This is a genomic window from Streptomyces coelicoflavus, from assembly GCF_045041415.1.
Classification (GTDB): domain Bacteria; phylum Actinomycetota; class Actinomycetes; order Streptomycetales; family Streptomycetaceae; genus Streptomyces; species Streptomyces coelicoflavus.
The window spans coordinates 3,770,669-3,796,256 of the sequence record NZ_CP108218.1 but is presented as its reverse complement, the minus strand read 5'-3'; the positions used below and the strand labels follow the sequence as shown (position 1 = coordinate 3,796,256).

Annotated in this window: 3 protein-coding genes; all 3 read left to right on the top strand. The window is 75.1% G+C overall.

Annotated features, from left to right (window positions below; all coding sequences use genetic code 11):
* Genes OHA99_RS16760 through OHA99_RS16750 form a run of 3 tightly spaced genes read left to right on the top strand, consistent with a single transcriptional unit; the run spans nucleotide 1 to nucleotide 25,528 of the window.
* On the top strand, nucleotides 1-12,645 hold the full coding sequence (locus tag OHA99_RS16760; protein WP_405696425.1) for an amino acid adenylation domain-containing protein: 12,645 nt from the start codon (nucleotides 1-3) through the stop codon (nucleotides 12,643-12,645).
* A complete protein-coding gene (locus tag OHA99_RS16755) occupies nucleotides 12,642-24,248 on the top strand; it encodes an amino acid adenylation domain-containing protein (RefSeq protein ID WP_405696423.1) in 11,607 nt (3,868 codons plus the stop codon). The genes OHA99_RS16760 and OHA99_RS16755 overlap by 4 nt, the downstream gene beginning before the upstream one ends.
* Nucleotides 24,245-25,528: an MFS transporter gene (locus OHA99_RS16750; RefSeq protein ID WP_366472266.1), complete on the top strand. Its 1,284-nt coding sequence runs from the start codon at nucleotides 24,245-24,247 to the stop codon at nucleotides 25,526-25,528. Before OHA99_RS16755 ends, OHA99_RS16750 begins: the two co-directional genes overlap by 4 nt.
* Nucleotides 25,529-25,588 lie beyond the last annotated feature (60 nt).

Below are 25,588 nucleotides of genomic sequence, written 5' to 3'. Positions count from 1 at the left end.
GTGGCGAGAAGCACCCGCACAGTCGATGACATTCTGCCGCTCTCCCCGCTCCAGAGCGGCCTGCTGTTCCACAGCGTGTTCGACAGCTCCGGCGGTTCCGACGCCTCCGGCGGCTCCGACGGGGCGACCCCGGACATCTACACCGTCCAGTCGACCTTCCACCTGGCCGGCCCGCTCGACGCGGGCCGCGCCCGGGCGGCCGCCGAGGCGCTGCTGCGCCGGCACGCGAGCCTGCGGGTCGCCTTCCGCCAGCGCAAGGACGGGGAGTGGGTGCAGATCGTCGCGGCCCGGTACAAGCTGCCGTGGACCGAGACCGACCTGTCCCACCTCCCCGCGGAGCAGGCGGACAGCGAGGCGCGGGCGGCCACGCTCGCCGACCGCGAGCGGCGCTTCGACACCGGCCGGCCGCCGCTGATCCGCTTCATGCTGATCCGGACCGGCGCCGAGAGCCACCGCCTCGTGCTCACCATCCACCACACGGTGCTCGACGGCTGGTCCCTGCCGACGCTCCTGAAGGAGTACCACGCGCTGTACCTGTCGGGCGGCGACGCCCGCGACCTGCCCGCGGTGGCCCCCTACCGGGACTACCTGACCTGGCTGTCCCGCCAGGACGCCGACGCGTCGCGGGCCGCCTGGGACACCATGCTCGACGGCCTGACGGCGCCCAGCCTGGTGGCCGGCACCGCCGAGCACACCCCGCGCGACCCCGGACGCCACGAGTTCGGGCTCACCGAGGAGCAGACCCGGGCCCTGACCGCCCGGGCCCGCTCCGCGGGCGTCACCGTCAACACCGTGGTGCAGGCCGCCTGGTCGCTGGTGCTGGCCGGCCTGACCGGCGGCGACGACGTGGTCTTCGGCGTCACCGTCAACGGCCGCCCCGCCGAACTGCCCGGCATCGAGTCCATGGTCGGCCTGTTCATCAACACCCTGCCGCTGCGCGTCCGGCTGCGCCCGGAGCAGACCGCGGGCGAACTCCTCGGCGCGGTGCACCACGCGCAGGCCGAGCTGATCGCCCACCAGTACCTGGGCCTGTCCGAGGTGCAGCACCGCACCGGACTCGGCCCGCTCTTCGACACGTCCGTCGTCTTCGAGAACTTCCCGTTCGACTCCGCCCCGGCCGTCTCCGAGGACGGCGACCCGCTGCGGGTGGTGGGCGCCGAGAGCCACTCCGCCAACCACTTCCCGCTCAGCCTCGTCGGAATGCCGCAGGACGCCCTGCGCTTCAAGCTCTTCCACCAGCGCGACCTGTTCGACGACACCGCCGCCGCGGCCGTCGCCGACCGCTTCCTCGGCCTGCTCGACACCCTGGTGCGCGACCCCGGGCAGCCCCTCGGCCGCATCGACGTGATCGGCGCGGACGCGACCGCCCGCGCGCTCGCCGACGCGGCCGGGCCCGCCGGCCCCGCGGCCGGCGACGCCCGGCCGCCCGCCCTGCCCGAGCTGTTCACCGCCCAGGCCGCCGCCACCCCCGACGCCCCCGCCGTGCGCGCCGGCGACCAGGTGCTCACCTACCGCGAACTCGACGCGCGCGCCAGCCACGTCGCCCGCACGCTCGTCGGACGCGGGGTGCGCGCCGGCAGCACGGTCGCCGTGCTGCTGCCGCGCGGCATCGACCTCGTGGTGGCGCTGCTCGGCGTCGCCAAGTCCGGCGGCGCCTACGTACCGCTGGACCCCGGGCATCCGGCCGAGCGGATCGCCGCGGTGCTCGCCGACGCCGACCCGGTGCTCGCGCTGACCGCACCGGGCCTCGCCCTGCCGGGCACCGAGACGCTCGAGGTCACCGGCGAGGAGGCCGCCTCCTTCACCGCGGCCCCGCACCCGCACGACCCGGCCTACCTGATCTTCACCTCCGGCTCCACCGGCCGCCCCAAGGGCGTGGTCGTCGAGCACGGCTCCGTGGCCGCCTACCTCGCACGGGCCCGCGACGCCTACCCGGACGCCGCGGGACTCACCCTCGTGCACTCCTCGGTCACCTTCGACCTCACCGTCACCGGCCTGTACACGCCGCTGGTCTCCGGCGGCTGCGCCCACCTCGCCGAGCTCGAGGACGCCGTGGGCGGCCCGCGCCCCACCTTCCTCAAGGGCACGCCCAGCCACCTGGAGCTGCTCGACACCCTGCCCGGCGAGGTCTTGCCGTCCGGCACCCTCGTCCTCGGCGGCGAGGCCCTGCGCGGCGAGGCCGTGCGCGGCTGGCGCGCCGCGCACCCCCACGCCACCGTGATCAACGCGTACGGGCCCACCGAGGCGACCGTCAACTGCCTCGAGTTCCGGATCGAGCCCGGCACCGACCTCGCCGACGGCGCCGTCCCGATCGGCCGCCCCTTCGCCGGCAGCCGCGCCTACGTCCTGGACGCCGCCCTGCGCCCGGTCGCCCCCGGCGTCGCCGGTGAGCTGTACGTATCCGGCGTGGTCCTGGCCCGCGGCTACCTCAACCGGCCCGACCTCACCGCCGAGCGCTTCGTCGCCGACCCCTACGGCCCGCCCGGCACCCGGATGTACCGCACCGGCGACCTCGCCCGGCGCCTGGCCGACGGCACCTTCGTGCACGCCGGCCGCGCCGACGACCAGATCAAACTGCGCGGCTTCCGCATCGAACCCGGCGAGATCGAGGCGGCGGCCGCCGCCCACGCCGACGTCACCCGCGCCGTGGTGCTCGCCCGCGAGGAGACCGCGGGCGACGCCCGCCTGATCGCCTGGGTGACCCCCGAGACCGTGGACACCGACGCGCTGCGCGCCCACCTCGCCGACGCCCTGCCGCCCTACATGGTCCCGGCCGCGATCGTCGCGCTGCCCGCGATGCCGCTGACCCCCAACGGCAAGATCGACCGCAAGGCGCTGCCCGCCCCCGAGGAGCCCGCGACCGCGCTGCCCGTCCAGCGCGCCCGGCGCGACCCGCGCGAGGAACTGGTGGCCGAGCTGTTCGCCGGAGTGCTGAAGCTCGCCTCCGTCGGGCCCGACGACGACTTCTTCGAGCTGGGCGGCCACTCCCTGCTCGCCATCCGCCTGGTGAGCCGCCTGCGCGCGAACCTGGGCGTCGAACTCTCCGTCAAGCACCTGTTCCAGAACCCCACCCCGGCCGCCCTGGTCCGCTCCCTCGGGCAGGGCGAGGAAGCCCGCCCCGCGCTCGTGCGCGGCGAGCGCCCGGAGCGGCTGCCGCTCTCCTACGGCCAGCAGCGCCTCTGGTTCCTGCACCGCATGGAGGGGCCGAACCCCGTCTACAACCTGGCCTCCGCGCTGCGTCTGACCGGCCCGCTCGACCACGCCGCGCTGCGCGCCGCCCACGCCGACGTCGTGGCCCGCCACGAGAGCCTGCGCACCGTCGTCGCCGAGGACGAGCAGGGCGCCCACCAGGTCGTCCTCGCGGACGTCCACCCCGAGCCGGTGCACGTGCGCTGCACGGAGGAGGAGCTGCCGGAACTGCTCGCCGAGCACGCCCGCCACCCCTTCGACCTCGCCGCCGACCTGCCGCTCAAGCTGTTCCTGTACGAACTCGCCGAGGACCGGCACGAACTGCTCGTCCTGCTGCACCACGTGGCCGGCGACGGCTGGTCCACCCCGCTGCTCACCCGCGACCTGACCCGCGCCTACGCCGCACGGGCCCGGGGCAGCGCACCGCAGTGGCGGGAACTTCCCGTGCAGTACGCCGACTTCGCGCTGTGGCAGCACCGCCTGATGGGTTCCGAGGACGACCCGGACAGCCGTGCCTCCCGCCAGCTCGCCTTCTGGCGCGAGGCCCTCGCGGACCTGCCCGAGGAACTCGCCCTGCCCACCGACCGGCCGCGCCCGGCCGTCGCCTCCTACCGCGGCGACAACGTCGCGATCAGCCTGCCCGCCGCCCTGCACCGGGCCGTCGCCGAGCGCGCCCGCGCCGCCGACGCCACCGTCTTCATGGTCGTCCAGGCCGCGCTCGCCGTGACCCTGTCGCGGCTCGGCGCCGGGGACGACATCCCGCTCGGTTCCCCCGTCGCGGGCCGCCTCGACGAGGCGCTCGACGACCTCGTCGGCGACTTCATCAACACCCTGGTGCTGCGCACCGACGTCAGCGGCGACCCCACCTTCACCGAGCTCCTCGCCCGCGTACGGGAGACGGACCTCGCGGCCTGGTCCCACCAGGACCTGCCGTTCGAGCGGCTGGTCGAGGTGCTCAACCCGACCCGCTCGCTGGCCCGCTCACCGCTGTTCCAGACCCTGCTCGCCTTCAACAACACCGGCGGACCGGCCGGAGCGGACCCGGCCGAGGCCCGGCTCGGCGCGCTCGCGGTGACCGCGCACGGCGGCGTCGGCAGCGGCGTCGCCAAGTTCGACCTCGCCTTCAACCTGCGCGAGCGGCACACCCCGGACGGCGCCGCCGACGGCATGACCGGCATCCTCGAGTACGCCGGCGACCTGTTCGACCGCGGCACCGCCGAACGCCTCGTGGAGCGGTTCACCGCCGTCCTGGCCCGCCTCGTCGCGGAGCCCGACGAGCGCGTCGGCGCCGTGGACGTGCTCCTCGAGGGGGAGCGCGCGGCCGCGCTCACCGGCCCGCGCGACACCGCACGCGCGGCCGAGGACCGCTGGTTCCTCGACCGCTTCGAGCAGCAGGCCGCCCGGCGCCCGGACGCCCCGGCCGTCACCGCGGGCGACGTCACCCTCTCGTACGGGGAACTGAACCGCCGCGCCAACGCGACGGCCCGCCTGCTCATCGAGCGGGGCGCCGCCCCGGAACGGTTCGTCGCCGTCGCCCTGCCCCGCACCACCGACCTGCTCGTCACCCTGCTCGCCGTGCAGAAGTCGGGTGCCGCCTACCTGCCGCTCGACACCGGCTTCCCCGCCGACCGCGTCCACCGCATGATCGCGGACGCGGACCCGGCGGTGCTCGTCACCACCGGCGACCTGCTGCCCGGCCTGCCCGACGTGGCCGTGCCCACCGTCCTGGCCGACGAGGCGGACCTGTCCGGGTACCCCGACGGCGACCTCGGCGTGCGCGCCGCGCCCACCCACGCCGCGTACGTGCTGCACACCTCCGGCTCCACCGGCGTCCCCAAGGGCGTCGTGGTGCCGCGCGGCGCGCTCGACAACTTCCTGCGGGCCATGGCCGACCGCTGCGCGGTCACCGCCGACGACCGGCTCCTGGCCGTCACCACCATCGGCTTCGACATCGCCGGCCTGGAGCTGTACCTGCCGCTCGCCCGCGGCGCCGCCGTCGTCGTCGCCGGCCCCGACACCGTGCGTGACCCCGAGGCGCTGCGCGCCGCCGTCACCGCGCACGGCATCACCCTCATGCAGGCCACCCCCACCCTGTGGCGGGCCGCGACCGGACGGGACGCCTCGTTCCTGGCCGGCGTGCGCGTCCTGGTGGGCGGCGAGGCACTGCCCGCCGACCTGGCCGCGACGCTCACCGCCGGCGCACGCTCGGTCCTCAACGTGTACGGGCCCACCGAGACCACCATCTGGTCCACCGCGGCCACGGTCACCGACCCCGCCGCCGTGCACCTCGGCGAGCCGGTCGACAACACCGGCCGGTACGTCCTGGACGCCCGGCTGCGCCCGGTCGCCCCCGGCGTCCCCGGCGAGCTGTACCTGTCCGGCGCCGGACTCGCCCGCGGCTACCTCGGGCAGCCCGGCCGCACCGCGGAGCGGTTCGTCGCCGACCCGTTCGGCGCCGCCGGCACCCTGATGTACCGGACCGGGGACGTCGTGCGCCGCACGGCCGCCGGACGCCTGGAGTACGTGGGCCGCGGCGACCAGCAGGTCAAGCTGCGCGGCTTCCGCATCGAGACCGGCGAGATCGAGGCCGTGCTCACCGCCCACGCGGACGTCGGCGCCGCCGCCGTCGGCGTGCGCCCCGACGCGGCGGGCGAGCCCCGCCTGGTCGCCTGGGTCGTCACCGACCTCGCCGTGCCGGCCCTGCGCGCCCACGTCGCCGCGGCCCTCCCCGAGTACATGGTCCCCGGCGCCTTCGTGGCCCTGCCCGAGCTGCCGCTGACCGCCAACGGCAAGCTGAACCGGGCCGCGCTGCCCGACCCCGCCGAGACGCGGGACACCACGGGCCGCCCGCCGCGCTCGCCGCAGGAGGAGATCCTGTGCGGGCTCTTCGCGGAGATCCTCAGCCGCCCCCGGGTCTCCATCGACGACGACTTCTTCGCCGTCGGCGGCCACTCGCTCGCCGCGATGCGACTGGCCGGCCGGATCCGCTCGGTGCTCGACGTCGACCTGCCGATCAGTGTCCTGTTCGAAGCGCCCACCGTCGCCGCGCTCGCCGCCCGGCTCACCGGCACCGGCACCGGCCGCACCCCGCTGACCGCGCGGGAGCGTCCCGAGCGGCTGCCCGCCTCGCCGGCCCAGCAACGCCTGTGGTTCCTCGGCAGGTTCGAGGAGCCCGGCAGCCCCACGTACAACGTGCCGGTGGTGCTGCGCCTCAGCGGCACCCTCGACGAGCAGGCCCTGGCCGACGCGCTCACCGACGTCGTCACCCGCCACGAGACGCTGCGCACCGTCTTCGCCGAGGACGCCGAAGGCCCGTACCAGATCGTCCTCGCACCGCGCCCCGTCCCGGTCCCCGTCCGCCCCGCCACGGAAGAGGAACTGCCCGCGCTGCTCACCGAGGCCGCCCGGACCGGCTTCGACCTCGCCGCGGACATCCCGCTGCGCGCCCATCTGTTCGCCCTCGCACAGGACGAGCACGCCCTGCTGCTCGTCATGCACCACATCGCCGGTGACGGCGGCTGGTCGGTACCGCTGCTCGTCAAGGACCTCGCCACCGCCTACGCGGCCCGGCGCGGTGGCCGGGAACCCGGCTGGCAGCCGCTGGCCGTGCAGTACGCCGACTACACGCTGTGGCAGCGCGAGGTGCTCGGCTCCGCCGACGACCCGGACAGCGAACTCGGCCGGCAGCTCGCCCACTGGCGCGAGGCGCTCGCCGGCCTGCCCGAGGAACTCACCCTGCCCACCGACCGGCCGCGGCCCCTCAGCGGCACCGGCCGCGGCGCGGACCTGCGCCACCACATACCGGCCGAGCTGCACGCCGGCCTCGAGGCCCTCGCCCAGAAGCACCGGGCGAGCCTGTTCATGGTGGTCCAGGCCGCCGTCGCGGTCACCCTCTCCCGGCTCGGCGCGGGCGAGGACGTTCCGCTCGGCACGCCCAGCGCGGGCCGGGTCAACGAGGCGCTCGACGGCCTCATCGGCTTCTTCGTGAACACGCTGGTGCTGCGCACCGACCTGTCCGGCGACCCCACGTTCGCCGAGGTCCTCGACCGGGTCCGCGCCAACTCCCTGAGCGCCTACGCCCACCAGGACGTGCCGTTCGAGCGCCTCGTCGAGACCCTCAACCCGGACCGCTCCCTCGGCCGCCACCCGCTGTTCCAGACCATGGTCACCTGGAACAACACGGCCCAGGACACCACCGGCAGGCTCGCCGAGGACCTGCCCGACCTGCGGATGCGGGTCGGCGAGGTCGACGCCCAGGTGGCCACCTTCGACCTGCTGTTCGCCTTCTCCGACCTGCGCACCGAGCGCGGCGCCCCGGACGGCCTCGCCGTCCGCCTCGAATACGCCACCGACCTGTACGACCCGGCCACGGTCGACCTGTTCGTGTCCACCCTGACGGCGGTGCTCGGCGCGGTCACCGCCGACGCCGACCGCCCCGTGCACCGCATCGACGTCCTGCCCGCGGCCACCCGCGCCCGGCTGCTCGACGCGTCGGCCGGCCCCGCACCGCGCCCCGGCGCGCCCCTGGCCCGGCGGCTCGCCGCGCAGGCCGGACGGACCCCGGACGTCGTCGCCGTCACCGACGCGTACGGCAGCCTCACCTACCGCGAACTGCACGAGCGGGCCCGCGCCCTGGCCGTCGAACTGCGCGGCCTCGGGCTCGGCCCCGAGGACCGGGTCGCCGTCGCCCTGCCGCGCGGCACCGACCTCGCCGTCGCCCTCGTCGCGACCCTCACCGCCAGCGCGGCCTACGTGCCCCTCGACCCGGAACTGCCGGCCGAGCGGCTCGCGCTGATGCTCGCCGACACCACGCCCGGCGCGCTGATCACCACGGCCTCCGCCGCCACCGCCCTGCCCGCCGCCGACGTGCCGCGGATCCTCGTGGAGGCGCCCCGGCCGGCCGCCGGCCCGGCGCAGACCTTCCCCGAGGCGCTGCCCGAGAACCCGGCGTACGTGATCTACACCTCCGGCTCGACCGGCCGCCCCAAGGGCATCGTCATGCCGAACGGCGCGCTGGCCAACCTGCTCGACTGGCACGAGCGGACGCTGCCCGCGGCGCCCGGCACCGTGGTGTGCCAGTTCACCGCCGTCGGCTTCGACGTGTCCGTGCAGGAGATCCTGTCGGCCCTGCTGGCAGGCAAGACCCTCGCCGTGGTCCCCGAGGACACCCGGCGCGACCCGCGCGAACTGGCCCTCTGGCTCGCGCGGCAGCGCGTCGCCGAACTGTACGCGCCGAACCTGGTGATCGACGGCGTACTGGAGGCGGCCCGCGAGTGCGGCGCCGACCTGTCGGGCCTGCGCCACGTCGTCCAGGCCGGCGAGGCGCTGACCCTGCGCGAGCCGGTGCGCGCCCACCACACCGCCGCGCGGACCCGCCTGCACAACCACTACGGGCCCGCCGAGACCCACGTGGTGACCGCGTGGACGCTGCCCGCCGACGTCGCGTCCTGGCCCGGCACCCCGCCGATCGGCCGCCCGGTCGACGGCGTCGGCGTGCGGCTCCTGGACGCCGGCCTGCTGCCCGTGCCGCCCGGCGTCGTCGGCGAACTGCACCTGACCGGAACAGCGCTGGCCCGCGGCTACCTCAACCGGCCCGACCTCACCGCGGAACGCTTCGTCGCCGACCCGTACGGTCCGCCCGGCGCCCGGATGTACCGCACCGGGGATCTGGCCCGCACGACCGCGGACGGCACCCTCGTCCACGTGGGCCGCGCCGACGACCAGGTCAAGATCCGCGGCTTCCGCATCGAGCCCGGCGAGATCGAGGCCGCGCTCACCGCGCACGAGGACGTGGTGCGCTGCGCCGTCGTGGTCCGCGAGGACACCCCCGGCGACAGGCGGCTGATCGCCTACGCGGTGGCCCGTCCCGGCGCCGCGCCCGCCGAGTCCGCGCTCCGCGCCCACCTCGGGAGCCTCCTGCCGGCCCACATGGTGCCCGCCGCCTGTGTGCTGCTCGACGAGCTGCCGCTGACCCGCACGGGCAAGCTGGACCGGGCCGCGCTGCCCGCCCCCGCCCAGGACGTGACGGCGGTACGCGCCCCGCGCACCGCCCGCGAGGAGGCCCTGTGCGGCCTGTTCGCCGAGGTGCTGGGCCGCCCCGTGGTCGGTGTCGACCAGGACTTCTTCGACCTGGGCGGCCACTCGCTGCTCGCCACCCGCCTGGTGGCCCGCGTCCGCACGGTCCTCGGCGCCGAACTCGCCGTCCGCGGCCTGTTCGAGCAGCGCACGCCCGCCGGTCTCGCGGCCCTGCTCGACGGGGCCGACGGCGCCCGCCCGGCGGTGACCCGCCGCGAGCGGCCCGAGCGGATCCCGCTCTCGCCCGCCCAGCGCCGGCTGTGGTTCCTGCACCGCATGGAGGGGCCGAGCGCGACCTGGAACATGCCCACCGCCCTGAAGCTGTCCGGCGCCCTCGACGAGAACGCGCTCGGCGCGGCCCTCGCCGACGTCGTCACCCGGCACGAGTCGCTGCGCACGGTCTTCGCCGAGGAGGCCGGCAGCGGATACCAGGTGATCCGCACGCCCGAGGAGGCCCTCGCCGCGCTCGGCACCCCCGGCGCCGCCGACGTGGCACCCGAGGCCCTCGCCGGGCGGCTGGCCGAGGCGGCGGCCCGCCCGTTCGACCTCGCCGCCGAGCCGCCGCTGCGGGTCACCCTGCTGCGCACCGGCCCGCGCGAGCACGTCCTGCTGCTCGTCCTGCACCACATCGCCACCGACGGCTGGTCGGCGCCGGTGCTCGCCCGCGACCTGATCGAGGCGTACGCGGCGCGCCGCACCGGCAGCGGCCCCGGCTGGGCCGAACTCCCGGTCCAATACGCCGACTACACCCTGTGGCAGGCCGACGTGCTCGGCTCCGAGGAGGATCCGGACAGTACGGCCGCCCGGCAACTCGCGTACTGGAAGCAGGCGCTGGCCGAGCTGCCCGAGGAACTGGCGCTGCCCGCCGACCGGCCGCGGCCCGCGGCCGCCTCGCACCGCGGCGACGCCGTGCCCTTCCACCTGCCCGCCGACCTGCACGCGGGCCTGGCACGGCTCGCGGGCGAGCACCGGGCCAGTCTCTTCATGGTGGTCCAGGCCGCCTGGGCGACGCTGCTGTCCCGGCTCGGCGCGGGCGAGGACATCCCGGTCGGCACCCCGGTCGCGGGCCGCACCGACGAGGCCCTGGACGACCTGGTCGGCTTCTTCGTGAACACCCTGGTGCTGCGCGCCGACCTGTCCGGCAACCCCTCCTTCACCCAGCTCGTGGACCGGGTGCGCGAGACGTCGCTCGGTGCCTACGCCCACCAGGACGTGCCGTTCGAGCGGCTGGTGGAGGTGCTCAACCCGACGCGTTCCCTGGCCCGCCACCCGCTGTTCCAGACCATGCTGATGTGGAACAACAACGACGACCGCCTCGCGTCCGGAGCGGCCGGCGACCTGGGCGGCCTGACCGCCGAGACGCTGCCGCTGGGCACCAGGGTCGCCAAGTACGACCTGACGCTGGCCCTGAAGGAGGCCTACACCGCCGACGGCGGCGCCGACGGACTCCACGGCCACCTCGAGTTCGCGACCGACCTGTACGACCGGTCCACCGCCGAGAACCTCGTGGAGCGGTTCACGCGCGTGCTGCGCACGGTCGTGGAACGGCCGGAGACCTCCGTGGCGGAGGTGGACGTGATGGCCCCGGGAGAACGGGAGAGAGTACTCGGTGAGTGGAACGACAGCGACCGTGAGGTCCCGGACCTCACCCTCACGCGGCTCCTCGCGGACCGTGTGGCGATGTCGCCTGAGGCGTGCGCTCTGGTCTTCGGTGATCTGGCCCTCTCGTACGGGGAGTTGAACGCGCGGGCCAATCGGCTTGCGCACTGGCTGGTCGAGCGGGGTGCGGGGCCGGAGCGGTTGGTGGCGGTGGCGTTGCCGCGTTCGGTGGATCTGGTGGTGGCGCTGCTGGCCGTGCTGAAGTCCGGTGCGGGGTACGTGCCGGTGGATCCGGAGTTCCCCGAGGAGCGGGTGGCGTACATCCTCCAGGACGCGGCGCCGGTCCTGACCCTGACCGAGGGCCTGCTCGCCGGGACGGACCTGTCGTCGTACGGCGTCCAGGACCCGGTAGTCCCCGGGCTCTCGGGTGGGAACACCGCGTATGTCATCTACACGTCGGGGTCGACGGGCCGGCCGAAGGGGGTGGCGGTTCCGCACGGGGCGCTGGTGAACTTCCTGGCGGCGATGCAGGACCGGTTCGTGCTGGGTGAGGGTGACCGGTTGGCGGCGGTGACGACGGTCGGGTTCGACATCGCGGGTCTGGAGTTGTTCCTGCCGTTGCTGCACGGTGCGCGGGTGGTGCTGGCGCCGCGTGAGGTGGTGCGGGATCCGGTCGCGCTGGGTGCTCTCGTGCGGGAGTCGGGCGCCACGCTCATGCAGGCGACGCCGAGTCTGTGGCAGGCGTTGTGCGAGGCGGGGGGTCTGCCCGCCGGGCTGCGTGTGCTGGTCGGCGGTGAGGCGTTGCCGGTGTCGCTGGCGCGTTCGCTCGCGGAGGGCGGCCGTGCGGTGACGAATCTGTACGGGCCGACGGAGACGACAGTCTGGTCGTCGGCGGCGGAGGTCACGGAGTCCGGTGCGGTGTCGATCGGTCGTCCGGTCGCGAACACGCGTCTGTATGTGCTTGATGCGGGTCTGCGTCCGGTGCCGGTCGGGGTGGCGGGTGAGCTGTACATCGCGGGTGCGGGTCTGGCTCGTGGCTACCACGGTCGTCCGGGGTTGTCGGCTGAGCGGTTCGTGGCCGATCCGTTCGGCCTGCCGGGTACGCGGATGTACCGGACCGGTGACCTGGTGCGGCGTTCGGTGTCCGGCGAGCTGGAGTACCTCGGCCGCAGCGACTTCCAGGTGAAGGTGCGCGGTTTCCGAATCGAGTTGGGGGAGATCGAGAGTGTGGTCGCCGGTCATCCGGACGTCGGCCGTGCCGCGGTCGTCGTCCGTGAGGACACCCCGGGCGACAAACGCATCGTCGCCTACGTCGTACCCGGCCCGGACGGCTCGCCCGACGGCGACGTCCTGCGCAAGCACGTCGCCGTGACCCTTCCCGACTACATGGTCCCGTCGGCCTTCGTCGTCCTCGACGCCCTCCCGCTGACGCCCAACGGCAAGCTCGACCGCGCCGCCCTCCCCGCCCCCGCGCTCGGCGCACTCGGCGAGGGACGTCCGCCGCGCACCCCGCAGGAGGAGGCCCTGTGCGGCCTGTTCGCCGAGGTCCTCGGCGTGCCCGAGGTCTCGGTGGACGACGACTTCTTCGCTCTCGGCGGCCACTCGCTGCTCGCCAACCGCCTCGCCGCCCGCGTCCGTTCGACGCTCGGCAAGGAGATGAGTATCCGCGCCTTCTTCGAGCGGCCCACCGTCGCCGCCCTGGCCGAGAGCCTCGCACAGGCCTCCGCCGCCACCACCCGTCCCGCCCTGCGCCGCCGCACCGGTACCAAGGAGAACTCGTGACCACGCTGTCCTTCTCGCAGCGCCGCCTGTGGTTCCTCAACCAGCTGGACGGCCCGAGCGCGATCTACAACATCCCCACCGCCCTGCGCCTGTCCGGATCCCTCGACCGCGCGGCGCTCACCGCCGCCCTGGCCGACGTGATCACCCGCCACGAGACCCTGCGCACCGTCCTCGCCGACGGACCCGAAGGCCCGCGCCAGGTGGTGCTCGACGCCGGCGACGACGCCGCCGCGCCCGTGCTCACGGTGATGCCGTGCGACGAGGCCGGTCTCGACGACGCCCTCCAGGCGGCGGCCCGGCACGAGTTCGACCTGCTCGGCGAGACCCCGATCCGCTGCACCCTGTTCGCCCTCGCCCCCGACGAGCACGTCCTGCTCGTGCTGCTGCACCACGTCGCGGGCGACGGCTGGTCCGTGCCCGTCCTCGTCCGCGACCTGCTCGGCGGCTACGCCGCCCGGCAGAGCGGCCACGCGCCCGACTGGCCCGAACTGCCCGTCCAGTACTCGGACTTCACCGTCTGGCAGCAGGAACTGCTCGGCTCCGAGGACGACCCGGACAGCGTGATCTCCCGGCAGCTCGGCTACTGGCGCGAGACGCTGGCCGGCCTGCCGGACGAGCTGGGCCTGCCGGCCGACCGGCCCCGCCCGGCGACCGCCACCCACCGGGGCGACACCGTGCCGCTGACCGTGCCTGCCGACGTGCACGCGCGTCTGCTCACCCTGGCGCGGGAGAACCGGGCCAGCCTCTTCATGGTCGTCCAGGCCGCCCTGGCGACCCTGCTGTCCAAGCTGAGCGGGTCCACCGACGTGCCCCTCGGCACCCCGATCGCGGGCCGCACCGACGAGGCCCTGGACGACCTCGTCGGCTTCTTCGTCAACACCCTCGTGCTGCGCGCCGACCTGTCCGGCACTCCCACCTTCCGGGAGCTCCTGGCCCGGGTGCGGGACGCCGACCTGCACGCGTACGAGCATCAGGACGTGCCCTTCGAACGGCTCGTGGAGGTGCTCAACCCGCCGCGCGCGATGGCCCGCCACCCGCTCTTCCAGACCCTGCTCACCTGGAACGACAACGACCAGCGCCAGGCCCGCACGGCCGCCGCCGAACTGCCGGGCCTGACCGTGGCCGGGCACCACGCCGAGACCCGCACCGCCCGCTTCGACCTCTCCTTCACGGTGGAGGAGCGGCAGAGCGGCTCGGAAGCGCCCGAGGGGCTCAGCGGCGCCCTGAACTACAGCACCGACCTGTTCGACCGCGCCACCGCCGAGCGCATCGCCGAGCGGTTCACCCGGGTGCTCGCGGCGGTGGCCACCGCCCCGGACGCGCCGGTGGCCCGCGTCGACCTGCTCACCGCGGACGAGCGGCACGCGGCCCTGGAAGCGGCCAACGCGACCGCACGGGACGTGGCGCCCGCCACCGTCCCCGAGCTGTTCGCCGCCCGCGCCGCCCTCGTACCCGGGGCGCCCGCCCTCTCCTTCGGCGACCTGGTCGTTTCGTACGGGGAGTTGAACGCGCGGGCCAATCGGCTTGCGCACTGGCTGGTCGAGCGGGGTGCGGGGCCGGAGCGGTTGGTGGCGGTGGCGTTGCCGCGTTCGGTGGATCTGGTGGTGGCGCTGCTGGCCGTGCTGAAGTCCGGTGCGGGGTACGTGCCGGTGGACCCGGAGTTCCCGGAGGAGCGCATCGCGTACATCCTGGAGGACGCGGCGCCGGTACTGACGTTGTCGGAGGACGTGCTCGCGGGGCTGGACCTGTCGTCGTACGGGGCTGAGGATCCGCCTGTGGCGGGGTTGTCGGGTGGGAACACCGCGTATGTCATCTACACGTCGGGGTCGACGGGCCGGCCGAAGGGGGTGGCGGTTCCGCACGGGGCGCTGGTGAACTTCCTGGCGGCGATGCAGGACCGGTTCGTGCTGGGTGAGGGTGACCGGTTGGCGGCGGTGACGACGGTCGGGTTCGACATCGCGGGTCTGGAGTTGTTCCTGCCGTTGCTGCACGGTGCGCGGGTGGTGCTGGCGCCGCGTGAGGTGGTGCGGGATCCGGTCGCGCTGGGTGCTCTCGTGCGGGAGTCGGGCGCCACGTTGATGCAGGCGACGCCGAGTCTGTGGCAGGCGTTGTGCGAGGCGGGGGGTCTGCCCGCCGGGCTGCGTGTGCTGGTGGGTGGTGAGGCGTTGCCGGTGTCGCTGGCGCGTTCGCTCGCGGACGGCGGCCGTGCGGTGACGAATCTGTACGGGCCGACGGAGACGACGGTCTGGTCGTCGGCGGCGGAGATCACGGAGTCGGGTGCGGTCTCGATCGGTGGTCCGGTGGCGAACACGCGTCTGTATGTGCTTGATGCGGGTCTGCGTCCGGTGCCGGTCGGGGTGGCGGGTGAGCTGTACATCGCGGGTGCGGGTCTGGCTCGTGGCTATCACGGGCGTCCGGGGTTGTCGGCTGAGCGGTTCGTGGCCGATCCGTTCGGCCTGCCGGGTACGCGGATGTACCGGACCGGTGACCTGGTGCGGCGTTCGGCGTCCGGTGAGCTGGAGTACCTCGGCCGCAGCGACTTCCAGGTGAAGGTGCGGGGTTTCCGTATCGAGCTGGGTGAGATCGAGAGTGTGGTCGCCGGTCATCCGGACGTCGGCCGTGCCGCGGTCGTCGTCCGTGAGGACACCCCGGGCGACAAACGCATCGTCGCCTACGTCGTGCCCGTCGGCGCACACAGCGGCCCGCACCACGCGCTCCTGCGCAAGTTCGCGGCGGCCTCGCTGCCCGAGTACATGGTCCCGTCGGCCTTCGTCGTCCTCGACGCGCTGCCGCTGACGCCGAACGGCAAGCTCGACCGCGCCGCCCTGCCCGCCCCCGCGTACGGCCTGGAGAGCACCGGCCGCGCCCCGCGCACCCCGCAGGAGGAGATCCTGTGCGGTCTGTTCGCCGAGGTCCTCGGGGTGCCCAAGGTCTCGGTGGACGAGGACTTCTTCTCCCGCGGCGGCCACTCGCTGCTCGCCCTGCGCCTGATGACCCGCGTCCGCGCGACCCTCGGCGTGGAGCTGCCCGTGCGCCAGCTCTTCGAGACCCCGACCGTCGCCGGCCTCGCCGCGCTGCTCCTCACCGGCGAAACGGCCCGCCCCGCCCTGGAGGCCCGCCCCCGTCCCGCACGGATACCGGTCTCCTTCGCCCAGCGCCGCCTGTGGTTCCTCAGCCGGCTCGAAGGGCCGAGCGCCGCCCACAACATCCCCACGACGCTGCGCCTGTCCGGCTCCCTCGACCGTGAGGCGCTGGCCGGCGCGCTGGCCGACGTCGTCACCCGGCACGAGAGCCTGCGCACCGTCTTCGCCGAGGACGAGCAGGGCCCGCACCAGATCGTCCTCGACCCCGAGCGGGCCCGACCCGAACCCCGGATCACCCCCACCGACGCGGCGGGCCTGCCCGAGGAGCTGCGCCGGGCCGCGCGCCAGGGCTTCGACCTCGCGGCCGAACCACCACTGCGCGCCCACCTGTTCGAGCTCGGCGCGGACGACCACGTCCTGATGCTGCTGGTCCACCACATCGCGAGCGACGGCGGCTGGTCCACCCCCGTCCTGGTCCGCGACCTCACCACCGCCTACACCGCGCGCTGCGCCGGCGAGGCACCCGCCTGGACCCCGCTGCCCGTGCAGTACGCCGACTACACCCTGTGGCAGCACGAGGTGCTCGGCTCCGAGGACGACCCCGACAGCCTCGTCAGCCGCCAGGTCGCCCACTGGAGCGAGACCCTGCGCGATCTGCCCGAGGAACTGCCGCTGCCCACCGACCGGCCCCGGCCCGCCGAGAGCAGCTACCGCGGCGCCACGGTGCCCGTCGCCCTCTCCGCACAGCTGCACCGGCGCCTCGAACACCTCGCCCGCGAGAACCGGGCCAGCCTCTTCATGGTCGTCCAGGCCGGTCTCGCCGCCCTGCTGTCCAAGCTGAGCGGCTCCACCGACATCCCCCTCGGCACCCCGATCGCGGGCCGCACCGACGAGGCCCTGGAGGACCTCGTCGGGTTCTTCGTCAACACCCTGGTGCTGCGCACCGACGTCTCCGGCGACCCGACCTTCACCGACCTGGTGGCGCGCGCCCGGCAGACCGACCTCGCGGCCTACGCCCACCAGGACGTGCCCTTCGAACGGCTGGTGGAAGTGCTCAACCCGTCCCGCGCGATGGGCCGCCACCCGCTGTTCCAGACGATGCTCGCCTTCAACAACGTCGACCAGAAGGCCGCGCTCGGCGAGGGCCGGCTGCCCGGCCTCACCGTCTCCGGCGACAAGGTCGGCACCGGCGTCGCCCAGTTCGACCTGCTGCTCGCCGTGGCCGACAGCCGCGCCGACGACGGCACCCCCGCGGGTATCACCGGGCACCTCGAATACAGCGAGGACCTCTTCGACCGGTCCACCGCCGAGACCCTCGTCCGCCGCCTCACCCTGCTGCTCGACGCCCTGACCGACCAGCCCGGCCTGCCCCTGAGCCGGATCGGTGTCCTGGAGGACGACGAACGCGGGCACATCCTCGGCAGCTGGCTCGACACCGCCGCCGAGGTGCCCCGGGCGACGCTGCCCGCCCTGTTCGCCGCCCAGGTCGCCCGCACGCCGGAGGCGCCCGCCGTACGGCACCGGGAGCGGACCCTGACGTACGCCGAGCTCGACGCCCGGTCGAACCGGCTGGCGCGGCTGCTGATCGGGCGCGGCGCCGGCCCCGAGCGCTTCGTGGGCATCGCCCTGCCGCGCACCGAGCTGACCCTCGTCGCGGTCCTCGGCGTCCTCAAGTCCGGTGCGGCGTACGTGCCCGTCGACCCGGACTACCCCGCCGACCGCCAGGCCCACCTGCTGCGCGACGCCGCACCCGGCCTGCTGCTCACCGCACGGGACGTGGCCGGCCGGCTGCCCGTCGAGGGCGCCGAGCCCGTCGTGCTCGACGACCCGGCCACCGAGGCCGCGCTCGCCGTCCTGCCCGCGGGCGAGGTGAGCGACGCGGAACGCGCGGCGCCGCTGCTGCCCGCGCACGCCGCCTACGCGATCTACACCTCCGGCTCCACCGGCCTGCCCAAGGGCGTCGTGGTGCCGCACGAGAACGTCGCCGACCTGGCGGCCTGGGCCGCGGACGAGTTCGGCGCCGCCGGCATGTCGCACGTGGTGGCCTCCACCTCGCTCAACTTCGACGTCTCCGTCTTCGAGATGTTCGGCCCGCTGCTCAGCGGCGGCGCCGTCGAGGTGATGCGCGACGTCCTGGAACTGGGCGACACCGCCCACACGGGCCGCTCGGTCTCCCTGATCAGCGGTGTGCCCTCGGCCGTCGCCCAGCTCGTCGGCGACGGCGGCCCGCTGGTCGCCGCCCGGGAGGTCGTACTCGCCGGCGAAGCCGTCTCCGCCCGTGACGCGGGCGACGTCGTACGCGCCGTCGGAGCCGAACGGTTCGCCAACATCTACGGCCCCACCGAGGCCACCGTCTACGCCGCCGCCTGGTACAGCCGCGACGAGATCACCGGTGTGCCGCCGATCGGCGCCCCGATCCGCAACACCCGGCTCTACGTCCTCGACCGGGCGCTGCAACCCGTCCCGGTCGGCGCCGCGGGCGAGCTGTACATCGCCGGCCCCGGCCTGGCCCGCGGCTACCACCGGCGCGCCGGCCTGTCGGCGGAGCGCTTCGTCGCCGATCCGCACGGCGCCGCCGGCACCCGCATGTACCGCACCGGCGACCTGGTCCGCTGGAGCGCCGACGGGAACCTCGACTACCTCGGCCGCACCGACTTCCAGGTCAAGGTGCGCGGCTTCCGCATCGAGCCCGGCGAGATCGAGGCGGTCGTACGCGGCCACGCCGGCGTGGCCCGCACCGCCGTCCTCGTCCGCGAGGACCGGCCGGGCGACCGGCGCCTGGTCGCCTACGTCGTCCCGGCCGCCGGCCACACCGTCGACCGGGCCCGGCTGCGCGCGCACGTCGCCGCCGCCCTGCCCGAGTACATGGTGCCCGCCGCGTTCGTCGCCCTGGACGCCCTGCCGCTCAACCCCAGCGGCAAACTCGACCGCGCCGCGCTCCCCGCGCCGGAGTACGGCCCCGCCCGGCCGGGCCGCGCCCCGCGCACCCCGCACGAGGTGATCCTGTGCGGCCTGTTCGCCGAAGTGCTCGGCCTGGCCGAGGTGTTCATCGACGACGACTTCTTCGTCCTCGGCGGCCACTCGCTGCTCGCCACCCGCCTGGCGGGCCGGATCCGCGCCACACTCGGCGAGGAACTCACCATCCGCCAGTTCTTCGAGACGCCGACCGTCGCCGGACTCGCCGCCGCCCTCGGCTCCGGCGGGCCCGCCCGGCCGCCGCTGCGCGCCACCGGGCGCCGGGCTCGCGTCCCGCTCTCCTCCGCCCAGCAACGCCTGTGGTTCCTCAACCGGTTCGAGGGCCGCAGCCACACGTACAACGTGCCGACGGCCCTCAGGCTCTCCGGCGCCGTCGACCGGGCGGCGCTCACCGAGGCCCTCGCCGACCTCGCCGTGCGCCACGAGACGCTGCGCACGGTCTTCGCGGAGGACGCCGACGGCCCGTACCAGACCGTCCTCGCACCCGAGCGGGCCCGCCCCGCGCTGGCCCTGCGCGAGACCACGGAGGAGAAACTGGTCGCGGACCTGGAGCGGGAGGCGCGCCACGCCTTCGACATCGGCGTCGAACCGCCGTTGCGGGCCACGCTGTTCACCGTCGGGCCCGACGAGCACGTCCTGCTCGTCCTGGTCCACCACATCGCCACCGACGGCTGGTCGATGCCGCTGCTCGTGCGCGACCTCACGGCCGCCTACGCCGCGCGCTGCCGGGGCGAGGCACCCGGCACGCCGCCGCTGCCGGTGCAGTACGCCGACTACACCCTGTGGCAGCGGGAGCTGCTCGGCGACGAGGACGACCCGGACAGCGCCGGGGCGCGCCAACTCGCCTACTGGCGGCGGGCGCTGGCCGGGCTGCCCGAAGAGCTCGACCTGCCCACCGACCGGCCCCGCCCGGCCGTCTCCTCCTACCGCGGCGACCTGCTCGACGTGGAGATCCCGGCCGCGACCCACGCCCGGCTCACCGAACTGGCCCGGGACCACCACGCGAGCCTCTTCATGGTCGTGCAGGCCGCCCTCGCCGCCCTCCTGTCCAAGCTCAGCGGCTCCACCGACGTCCCGATCGGCACCCCGATCGCCGGCCGCACCGACGAGGCCCTGGAGGACCTGGTCGGATTCTTCGCCAACACCCTCGTCCTGCGCACCGAGGTGGCGGCCGACGAGCCGTTCACCGCGCTGGTGGCCAAGGTCCGCGAGACCGACCTGAGCGCGTACGCCCACCAGGACGTGCCCTTCGAGCGGCTCGTCGACGCGCTCAACCCGGCCCGCTCCATGGCCCGCCACCCGCTGTTCCAGACCATGCTGACCTTCGACAACGTCACCGCACGCGGCACCACCGACGCCGCCCCCGCGGGACCGATGCCCGACGTGGCCGCCTCCGGCCAGGACGTCGGCACCGGCGTCGCGCGCTTCGACCTGATGTTCCGGCTCGGCGAACGGCACACCCCGGACGGCACGCCCGGCGGCATCGCCGGCGTCCTGGAGTACGCCGCCGACCTGTTCGACCGGTCCACCGCCCGCGGGCTCGCCGACCGGCTCGTCGCCGTCCTCACGGCGGCCGCGGCGCGCCCCGAAGCCCCGGTGGGCGCCCTCGACACGCTGCCCGAGAACGACCGCGGCCGCCTCCTCGTCGACTGGAACGACACCGGCCGCGACCTGCCCGGCGACCGGCTGCCCGCCCTGTTCCGCGCCCGGGCCGCCCGCACGCCGCACGCACCCGCGCTCGACTTCGGGGACCTGACCCTCGACTACCGCGAACTCGACCTGCGCTCCGACCGGCTCGCCCACGTGCTGGCCGCCCGCGGCGTCGGCGCCGAGGACCTCGTCGCGGTGGCCCTGCCGCGCACCGACGCGATGGTCGTGGCGCTGCTCGCCGTCCTCAAGTCCGGGGCGGCGTACGTCCCGATCGACCCGGAGTACCCGGCCGACCGCGTCGCCTACATGCTGGCCGACGCGTCCCCGGTCCTGCTGCTCACCGACCGCGAGACCGCGCCGGGCCTGCCCGGCGACGACGGAGTGGCCCGCCTGGTCCTGGACGCCCCCGAAACGGTGGACGCCCTGGACGCCGTCACCGCACCCGAACTCGACCGGGTCCGCCGGATCCCCGCCCCGCACCCGGACCACCCGGCGTACGTCATCTACACCTCCGGCTCGACCGGCCGCCCCAAGGGCGTCGTCGTCGGCCACGAGAACCTGCTCAACCTGCTCCACGCCATCCAGGGGCGGCTGGGCCTGACCGCCGACGACCGGCTGCTCGCCGTCACCACCATCGGCTTCGACATCTCCAACCTGGAGCTGTGGACACCGCTCGCGCACGGCGCCCGCCTGGTGCTCGCGCCCCGCGAGACCGTCAAGGACCCGGTGGCGCTCGCCCGGCTCGTCGAGGAGTCCGGGGCGACCGTCCTCCAGGCCACCCCGACCGCCTGGCAGGGCCTGGTCGCCACCCGGCCCGAGGCGCTGCGCGGACTCGTCAAGCTCGTCGGCGGCGAGGCGCTGCCCGGACCGCTCGGCCGCGCCCTGCACGACCTGGGCGGCCCCCTCACCAACGTCTACGGGCCGACCGAGACCACCATCTGGTCGACCGCCGCGCTCCTCGACGACGCCACCTGCGAACGCCCCCCGATCGGCCGCCCGCTCGACAACACCCGGGTGTACGTCCTGGACGGCGGGCTGCGCCCGGTCGCGCCCGGCGAGGCCGGCGAGCTGTACATCGCCGGCACCGGCGTCGCGCGCGGCTACCTGAACCGGCCCGGCCTGACCGCCGAGCGCTTCGCCGCCGACCCCTTCGGACCCGCGGGCGGCCGGATGTACCGCACCGGCGACCTGGTCCGCTGGAGCGCCGACGGCGACCTGGAGTACATCGGCCGCACCGACCACCAGGTCAAGGTGCGCGGCTTCCGCATCGAACTCGGCGAGATCGAGGCCGCGCTCACCTCCGGCGGCGACCTCGCCCAGGCGGTCGTCGTCGCCCGCGAGGACACCCCGGGCGACAAGCGTCTGGTCGCGTACGCGGTGCCCGACCGCGGCGACGGCAGCCGGGACACCGAGGCGGAGAAGAGCCAGGTCCGCGAGTGGGAGGAGGCCTACGACGCCCTCTACGGCGACCCGGGCTCCGACACCTTCGGCGAGGACTTCGGCATCTGGCGCTCCACGTACACCGGCGACCCGATCCCCCTGGAGGAGATGCGCGAGTGGCGCGCGGCCACCGTCGAGCGCATCCTCGCCGACCGGCCGCGCCGCGTCCTGGAGATCGGCGCGGGCACCGGCCTGATCCTCGCCCACGTCGCCCCGCACTGCGAGAGCTACTGGGGCACCGACCTCTCCGCCTCCGCCGTCGAGCGGCTGCGCGCCCAGGTCGCCGGAGAGCCCGGCCTGGCCGACCGGGTGACCCTGACCGTCCAGCCCGCCCACGACACCGGCGGCCTGCCCGCCGGCACCTTCGACACCGTCGTGCTCAACTCGGTCGTCCAGTACTTCCCGAGCGCCGACTACCTCGCCGAGGTCCTCGACAAGGTCACGGGGCTCCTGGCCCCCGGCGGCACCGTCTTCGTCGGCGACGTCCGCAACCTGCGCACCCTGCGCACCCTGCGCGGCGGCGTCGCCCTCACCGGCCGGGACACCGTGCCCGGCGGCACCGAACGGGAGCTGCTGCGCGCCGGCGTCGAACGGGACGTGGCCCGCGAGAAGGAGCTGCTGCTCGCCCCCGAGTGGTTCACGGAGCGGGCCGGTCCGCTCGGCGTCGACGTGCGGGTACGGCGCGGCACGCATCACAACGAACTCACCCGGCACCGCTACGACGTGGTGCTGCGCACCGCCCACGGACCCGGGACGCCCGACGCGCCCGTCCTGCCCTGGGGCGAGCGGGTGCCCGGACTCGCCGCGCTGGCCGGTGAACTGGCCGCGGGCCGTCCCGCCCTGCGGGTCACCGGCATCCCCAACCTCCGGCTGGCCGACGAGGCGGCCGGGGTGCGCGCCCTGTTCGCCGACGACGACGCCCGGGACACCGCGGCCGTGGACCCCGAGGAGCTGTACGCGCTGGCGGAGCGCACCGGACACCGGGTGGCCGTCACCTGGGCGGCCGAGGACGCGGCGGACGGCGCGCTGGACGCCCTGTTCGTCCGCGGGGACGGCCCCGTGGACCTGGCGCTCGCCGGCGTCCACCGGCCGGCGTCCGGGCCCGGCCCCCTGCCCCGGGCCAACGACCCGGTGAGGCACCGGGACGACGCCGGACTCGGCCCCGTCCTGCGCGACCGGCTGGGGGAGACCCTGCCCGCGCACATGGTGCCCGCGGCGGTGGTCGTCCTCGACGCCCTGCCGCTCACCCCGAACGGCAAGGTCGACCGGGCCGCGCTACCCGCGCCCGACTACGGGGCGCGCGGCCAGGGACGCACGCCCGTCACCCCGCGCGAGGAGCTGATGTGCGCCCTGTTCGCCGAGGTGCTCGGTCTCGCGAGCTTCGGGCTCGACGACAACTTCTTCGAGAGCGGCGGGCACTCCCTGCTCGCGACCCGGCTCGTCGGCCGCGTCGGGTCCGTCCTCGGCGTCGACGTGCCGCTGCGCCGCCTCTTCCAGGCCCCCACGCCCGACGCACTGCTGCGGGAGCTGCAACCGCAGACCGCAGACGGCACAGACGGCGCGGACGGCGGGAGCGACGGGCACGGCGTGCTGGTGCCGCTGCGGGCCTCCGGTGCGGCGTCCCCGCTGTTCTGCGTGCACCCCGCCGCCGGCCTCAGCTGGGTCTACCTCGGCCTGCTCGCCCACCTGGGCCCGCAGTACCCGCTGTACGGACTCCAGGCGCGCGGCACCGACGGCGCGGAGCCGCTGCCCGCCTCCCTCGAGGAGATGGCCGCCGACTACGCCGACCGGATCACCGCCACCGCGCCCGAGGGGCCGTACCGGCTGCTCGGCTGGTCGGTGGGCGGGACGATCGCGCACGCCGTGGCGGCCGAACTGGAGCGCCGGGGCGAGCGGGTGGAGCTCCTCGCCGTGCTCGACGCCTACCCGGTCGCCGACGCGGCCGGCTCCGAACCGCCCTCCGAGGCGACGATCGTCGCGCACAACCTGCGGGCGATCGGCTTCGACTTCCAGGAGGGCGAACTGACCCCGGAGACCTTCCCGATCGAGCGCTACCGGGCGTTCCTGGCCCGCGAGAACAAGGTGATGGCGCGGTTCGACGAGCACGAGATCCTCGCCATGAAGGACGTCTACGTCAACAACACCCGGCTCATGTGGGGGCACACCCCGCCCCGGTTCGGCGGCGACATGCTCTTCGTCACCGCCGAGCGCGGCCGGGGAGCACTGGTCCGCGAGCGCGGCCACCGGGCCTGGGCGCCGCACGTCGGCGGCGAGATCGTCAACCACGACGTGGACAGCGACCACGAGGGCCTCATGACGCGGCCGGGACCGGTCGCCCACGTCGGCCGCGTCCTGGCCGAGCGGCTCGCGGCGCTGGACGGGGCGGCCCGGGGCGGGGCCCCCACCGGCGCTCGTAGAACCGCCGTAGAAGCAGCGTGCAGGCTCGGCGCATGACAGCGCTGGACGACACCACGGTCACGGCACCGCCCCCGCTGCGCCGCAACCGCGACTTCCTGCTGCTGTGGACCGGCAACTGGCTCCAGTTCTTCGGATCCCGGATGAGCAGCGTCTGCTACCCGCTGCTCGCGCTCCAGATCTCCGGCGGTTCGGCCGAGGCGGTCGGCCTGGCGGCGACCGCGGCCGTACTGCCGCAGGCCGTCGTCCAGTTGCCGGCGGGTGTGCTGGTGGACCGGTGGGACCGGCGCGCGGTCATGCGCTGGTGCGCCGTCGGCCGGATCCTGGCGCTCGGCGCGGTGGGGGTCGCCCTGACCCTCGGCGCGCTCGGCATGGAGCTGCTGCTGGCGCTGATCGCCGTCGAGGTCTCGCTGGCGATCATCTCCTCGCTCGCCGAGCGGGTCGCCGTGCGCACGGTCGTCCCGGGCGGACAACTGCCCGCCGCGCTGTCGCAGAACGAGGCGCGCGGACGGATCGCCGGCCTGCTGGGCGGGCCGGCCGGCACCGTGCTGTTCACCTGGGTCCGCTGGAGCCCGTTCCTCGCCGCCACGCTCGGGGCGCTGGTCGCGGCCGTCAACCTGCGGTTCATCCGGGCCGACCTGCGGGCCGGGACCCGGGAGCCGGGGCGGGCGCTCCACCGCGACCTGGCCGACGCCCTGCGCTGGCTGCTGGGACAGCGGGCGCTGCGCGCCATGCTGCCCGTGGTCACCGTGTCCACGGCCCTGCTGCAAGTGGTGATGCAGGGGCTGGTCGTGATCCTGGTCAAGGAACAGGGGCTGCCGGAGGCGACCCTGGGCCTCGTGCTCGGGATCAGCGGCTGCGGCGGGCTGCTCGGCGCGCTCGGCGCCCGCTGGTTCATGGCACGGCTGCCGCTGTCCGTCCTGCTGATCGGCGGCCTGACCCTGTGGGCCGCGCTCATGAACGCCATGGCCTGGGCGCGGGGGCCGGTGCAGCTCGGAGTGCTGTTCGCGCTGATGAACATCGTCGGCGCCGTGTTCGGAGTGGCCACCGCCGTCTACCAGGTCACCGTCACACCGCAGGAGTTGCAGGGGCGGGTCGCCGCCCTGTCCGGCCTGGTCGTCGCGCTCGGCACCACCGCGGGCGCCTTCTGCGCCGGGAAGCTCCTGGAGGCCTACCGCGGACTGCTCTCCCTGCTGGTGGCGGCCGGCCTGATGGCCGTCACCGCCGCGGTGGCCGCACTGATCCCGGCCGTCCGCAGGGCCCGCATCCCGGACGCGGCCCGGCCCGCGGCACCACCGGCGCCCCCGCCCGACACCTGACCGGCCGGTTCACCGGCCCTCCCCGTCCGCAAGCCGTGTGGACGTGCGCACCCACCCGAC

Bases quoted from the DNA above. Each gene is read 5' to 3' on its own strand.
- OHA99_RS16750 (WP_366472266.1), top strand. From the start codon at position 24,245: ATGACAGCGCTGGACGACACCACGGTCACGGCACCGCCCCCGCTGCGC.